We start from the raw sequence: 6,287 nt of genomic DNA, 5'->3' as shown, positions 1-6,287 counted from the left end.
TAAATCAGGCCGGTTTAAGTACCCTTGCGCTAAACCCGCTCCACCGATGTAAAGCTCACCCACCGCACCCAATGGACTTAATTGTTGGTTCAGATCGAGAACATGAAAATAGCGAGAACCAACAACCTTGCCTATTGTTACAGTTGTCGCATCACTATGAACAATTTCTCTGATAGAGGAAGTAATTACCGTTTCGGTTGGCCCATAGGCGTTAAAGAACCGACAACATGTCGCTACCTTTGTTTTAAACCATTGATTAACGAGTTTAGCTGGCAGCGCTTCACCACCCACCACTATCCTGGTCAAATTTAACCCTTGCCACTGATGGATGTTTTGATGACTTAAGAGTAACTCTAGATATGCAACCGATAAATCAGACGCGGTTATTTTAAATTGCCGGGCAATTTTGAAAAAGGCGTCTGTGTTCAGTAGGCTGTCACCATTAAGGTAAAGTGTCGCCCCTGAAGTGAGCGTCATAAATGTTTGCTCTAGTGCAGTATCGAAACTGAACGAGGCGAGTTGCAATACGTTGTCTTCAGCACTAAAGCAGAGCCTTTGGTTCATATCGACAATATGATTGGCCAATGATTTATGGCTGACCATTACTCCCTTAGGCTCTCCAGTTGAACCCGATGTATAAGCTATATAAGCCAGCTCTCGCTCGCTTAGTTGTTCCCTTCGATTTTTAGAAGTGGATTTACCTGCTTCATAGTAGGAAAATGCCCCATCTTTTAACCACATTTTTGGGAGTAGCGATAACGAAAGTAAAGCTGACTCTTTTAACTCGGGCTCTGAAATAATTAAGTCTAAATCTGCATCATTCACCATATAATCAAGCCGTTGTTGAGGATAATTAGGATCCAAAACAACGAACGTTGCATTTGCTTTCATTACCCCTATCAGCGAAGTAATTAATGATATCGTTCGCGTAAGATAAATACCTACTCGCGAAACGTCTGAAATACTATTTTCCGTTAAACCGCGGCAAATACCATTAGAACGAAGTTGTAAATCATCGTAATTGTAATTTTGACCGTTACTGATTAAAGCGACTGCACTGGGATATTCTTCGGTCTTTCTATGAATCAACTCGGCAATCGAAAATTCTGTTGTAGTAGATAAATTTTCGGTATTAAACCTTTGGAATGATTTCTTTTCTTCATCAAGCAGGATTGGTAATTCTTGCAACGTGACTTTGGAGCTATTTTCAATTTTACAAATCTTGCTCAAAAGTTCTGTAGTTTGTTGAACTATGTTAACCACACGACTCTTTTCAAAGAGCCCTTCATTGAACAAACAAGAAAATTCAAAGCTTTCAGCTTTAAATACGGCATTAAAATCCAGATCAAATTTTGCTATCAAGTCCTCTGTTTGGTCTATTGGCGTTATTGCAAATTCGTCCGTCGCCATTTCAACGTTGTCAAATAGATTCAGAGTTAACATGATTTGGAACAACGGCGTGTGACTGCTGCTACGTCGTACTTGACAGTGTTCGACTAACTGTTCAAAAGGAACATCTTGATTCGCTTGGGCATCCAAATTTACTTTACGAATATGTTTGAGGTAAGCCGCTAAATCTTCATGATTCGTATCCGTTCGTAAAACCAATGTATTTACAAAGCAGCCAATCAACGTTTCTAACTCTTTTTGCATGCGATTAGCAATCGGCGTTCCTATAACAATATCGTTACAGAAACTATGTCGTGATAAGACTAAAGCCAGAGCGCTATGCACTAACATAAATGGGGTTAAGTCATTGTTGTTCGCGAACTCAATGATCTGAGATTTAACAGACTCGGTAAGTGCTGCTTTTACTATCGAACCTTTGGGTGACTTAGTGACGTCTCGTTGATAATCAAGTGGTAAACTGTGTACAATTGGGCAGTTTTCTAATTGCCTTTGCCAGTAGTCAAACTGAGAGGATAGCGCTGTTTCTGTTAACCATTCTCGCTGCCATTGGGCGTAATCAGCGTATTGAATAGGCAAAGCTGGTAAAATAGCTTGAATGTCTTTTTCAGTTGCTAGCTTGGAGTAGAGGGTTTTAAATTCGCTAACCAAAATACCCATGGACCAGCCATCAGATACGATATGATGCATGTTAAATAACAGCACACCTTCACCTACTGATAAGTTTACGTAATCCGCAGTTAACAGTACATCTAAGGATAAATCAAAAACTTGCTCTGCCGCATCAGTTATCAATTTGGATACTGCTAACGACTGCTCTTCACCCGCTAAATAACTCACATCATGAAAAGTAATATGAAAGTCTACTTTTTCTCTAACCACTTGAGTGGGAATACCTTCTGCTTCTCGGTAATTTGTTCGAAGAATCTCATGACGCGCGATAATTTGTTTCAAAGCCAATTCAGCGCGATTAATATCGAAATTCCCATAGACGTTGAAAGCTCCTGGCATATTATATTGACTGCTACCTCCCGAATAACGATCGATAAACCACAAACGCTGCTGGGAATAAGACAAGACTAACTGACCTTCACGAGATACCACAACAATACTCGGCCTATTTGATGCTTCGGCAGCGTCAACTGCTTTGGCTAGTCCTTTCACGTCATCACTATCAAAAACACAACGTACTGGCAGTTCAACGCCATATTCACTGCGTAATGCAGAAACTAGTTTTACCGCCAAAAGCGAATGACCTCCTAGAGCAAAAAAGCTATGATGTCGACCTATAGTTTCTGTTTTGCAACCCAACACTGACGCCATCACTTTTACTAAGCGCAATTCATTTTCACCTTCTGGCGCTTCGTATACTTGTTCTGATAGCCATTCTGGTTCCGGTAAGCGTTTCTTATCTATTTTACCGTTTTTTGTCAAAGGCCATTGCTCTATTTCCACATAAGCCGAGGGTACCATATACTCAGGTAACTTTGATAAAAGTTGGTCGCGAATGTAATTTATATCTAAGCTTTCTGCCTCAACCAGTTGGACATAACCAACCAACTGACGCTCTTCAGATTGCACTTTTGGTGCTAATACCAAAGCCGATTCTATCCCTGAACACTCCCCTAACGCGTGACTAATTTCACCTAGCTCAACACGGAAACCACGTATCTTTATTTGATCGTCCGCCCGCCCCATAAACGCTAATTGACCATCAGGTAAATACCTTACCAAATCCCCTGTACGATAAAGTCTTTTCCCTGGAATCGAGGGTAGCTCAATAAAATGTGAAGCAGTTAAGTCTGGCCGGTGTAAATACCCGCGTGCCACCCCTTCACCGCCGGTTAATAACTCCCCAATTCCACCAAAGGGCGTTAACGATAAATCATTAGCAACCACGTAAAGTTCAGTACCCAAAACAGGCGCACCTATAGGTACAACTTCATCTTCTAATTCTTCAGGAATCAAATATGCGCTTGAAATGACGGTATTCTCAGTCGGTCCATAGGCATTTATAATTGCGACTTCAGGTAAAACCTTCTTGATACGCTTTATCGCGGAAACATCAATGACGTCTCCACCTGTGATCAGCTGTTTGAGAGAAGTAGAACTTGTGGCGAGTTCACTCCATACACTAAATAATCCAGTCGTTAAAAATACTGTATTAAGCTGGTATTCGTCTATCAACGGGCTGATAGCTGCGGCATCAATATGATCGCCTGGGTACAATACACAGAACCCACCATTCAAAAGCGTCGTCCATAATTCAAACACTGCGGCATCAAATGACATCGAACATGTTTGCAATGATCGCGTTTGATTTGAAAATTGGTAAGTTTCTTTATCCTTTATAAGGCGCGGTACACCGCTATGCTGAACCATAACTCCTTTAGGTTGACCCGTCGAACCGGAGGTGTAAATAATGTAAGCGAGATCTTCTCTGTTCACGTCGCGATGAGTTGTGACGTTAATGGTATTTCGATTCACTAAAGCGTCGTCGTTGATCGTTATAAAAGCCGCGGAAGAGATTTGACTAATTATATCTTTTGTAGCAGAGCTACCTACCACACGAGTCAACCCACTATCCTTTATCATGTAGCTCAAGCGATCACTTGGATATTTAGGATCTAGCGGCACATATGCAGCACCTGTTTTTAGGACTGCAAGAATAGCAATGATCATTTCAGGACATCGCTCAATACATATACCAACTAGCTCACCTTTTTGTACTCCCAGACTTAAAAGCAAATGCGCCATTTGGTTAGCGAGGCTGTTTAAATCCTCATAGGTTAAAGTTCGGCTTTGATGGGTAAGCGCCTCAGCTTTAGGGTACTTTACTACCTGATGCTCGAATAAGGATACAATAGTTTCATCATTAGAAAGCAAAGTTGCTGTACTTTGGCCACCTTGTCCATGCTTTGAGGTTAGCTGCAAATTTTCAGTAGCACTTAGCATACCTAATTCGCTTAATCGAACGTCAGACCGACTAGCTGTACTTGAAATCGACATCAACAATTCAGTCAAATGCGCTTGAAGCTGATTAATACGCTCTTTTTTAAACAAGCCTGAATCGTAACCCCAAGTAAGGAATAACCCAGATTCCCTTTCGTCAAGCGTCAGCTCTAAGTCAAACTTAGACTGATAACCTTCACTATTTAATGGTTTAACCCTAACTCCAGGTAAATTAAGTTGTGAAGCGGATAAGTTGTTCATGCTTAATAGTATCTGGCACAAAGGTGTATGACTGCTACTTCGAGGTACTTGGCATTGTTCAACCAATTGCTCAAAAGGAACATCTTGATTAGATTGAGCATCAAGATTCACTTTTCGTACATGCTTTAAATACGAACTAAAGTTTTCAAAGTTAGTCCGTGTTCTTAATACTAAGGTATTGGCAAAAAAGCCTATGAGAGGCTCAAGCTCTCTATGCATCCTGTTGGCGACAGGGGTACCTATTACGATATCCTGACTATAGCTGTGTCGTGATAATACCAGTGACAATGCAGCGTGTACTATCATAAACAATGTGCATTCATGCTTCCGAGCAATTTTATGTAAAGACAATAGCAATTCTGAATCTAACTGATAATGTTGTTGCGTCCCTTCATGACCTTTTTGATCTGGCCGTGGAAAATCAAGCGGCAAACTATGGATAACTGGGCAATCATCTAATTGTTTTTGCCAGTAGTGCAGCTGAGAAGACAAAGTTGAATCCGTGAGCCATTCCTGTTGCCAAAGCGCATAGTCGGAGTATTGAATGGGAAGAGGAGATAAAATAGCACGGTCTTGCTTTCCTGATTGCATTCCTTCGTACAGAGCACTGAATTCAGAAATCAGTATACTCATAGACCAACCATCTGAAGCAATATGATGCATATTAACCAGTAAAATCCCCCTTTCACCATCTTCGATTTCTGTAAAAGCAACGCGCAAGAAAAGATCATTTGATAGGTCGAATGGTCTTGTTGAGAACTCTTTTATCTGTTTTTGAAGGCTACATGACGATGTATTATTTTTAGATTCGGACGAATGAAGTCGTTGGATTCGAAAGTCAAACTCGCTTTTTATGATCTGTTGGGGATCACCGTTATTTTCGATAATGACTGTCCTAAGGGTTTCATGCCTTTCTATTATTGCTACAAAAGCCTTTTCTGCGACCTTTAAGTCGAAAGCTCCCTCGACTTCAAATGCATAGGCCATGTTATAGGACTCGCTACTTCCCTCTAGATAATCTATAAACCAGAGACGCTTTTGACTATTGGTTAGAGGAATACAAGTTTTGTCTTTGCTTGCTTTAATTTCTGCTTTAAGTGCAGTCGAGTCGTCTCGACTTTGCTGAGCCCTTAACTCATTCAAAATCTCTTGCTTATTGGCTTTTATTTCTGCAAGTAAATCTTGATTTAAAGTGCCATTTTCAGCCTGTAGCCTTAACTTATCCTCGACGACCGTTAATGTAATACCAGTACTGTATATTCGTTTAAGTAACGCTTTTATATCAGTCATCTAAATCTCCATTTCCAAAATGCTTTGAGACTTATTCAGCTTGTTCTTTGCTTGCTCTTTTAATTGGATCATCTCTAACTCTCCTGCAATCTCTCTTATTGTCTGCAAACTGAATAATCGTTGTATTGAAATAGTCTGATTGAACTCATCTTGAAGTCTGGAAATGAGTTTTGTGATTAACAAAGAGTGGCCTCCTAAATCGAAGAAACTCGTATTAACACCGACTTTTTCAACTGGTATCTCGAGTAATTCAGACCATATCTGCGCCAAAATAAGTTCTACCTCTAATTCCGGCGCTTCATAAGCCTGCTCCGACGCCCACTCGGGCGCCGGTAATCGCTTCTTATCTATCTTACCATTGGCCGTTAACGGCCAGG

The 6,287-nt window shown here is 40.8% G+C and carries 2 protein-coding genes; both read right to left on the bottom strand.

Annotated features, from left to right (window positions below; genetic code table 11):
* Window positions 1-5,910: non-ribosomal peptide synthetase (locus AN214_RS21280; RefSeq protein ID WP_152960837.1), on the bottom strand; the 5,910-nt coding region annotated here is incomplete at its 3' end.
* Window positions 5,911-6,287: phosphopantetheine-binding protein (locus tag AN214_RS21275; protein WP_235576793.1), on the bottom strand; the 377-nt coding region annotated here is incomplete at its 5' end.

Source organism: Pseudoalteromonas sp. P1-9, assembly GCF_001399975.1.
Classification (GTDB): domain Bacteria; phylum Pseudomonadota; class Gammaproteobacteria; order Enterobacterales; family Alteromonadaceae; genus Pseudoalteromonas.
This window is presented reverse-complemented; position numbering and strand designations above follow the sequence as displayed.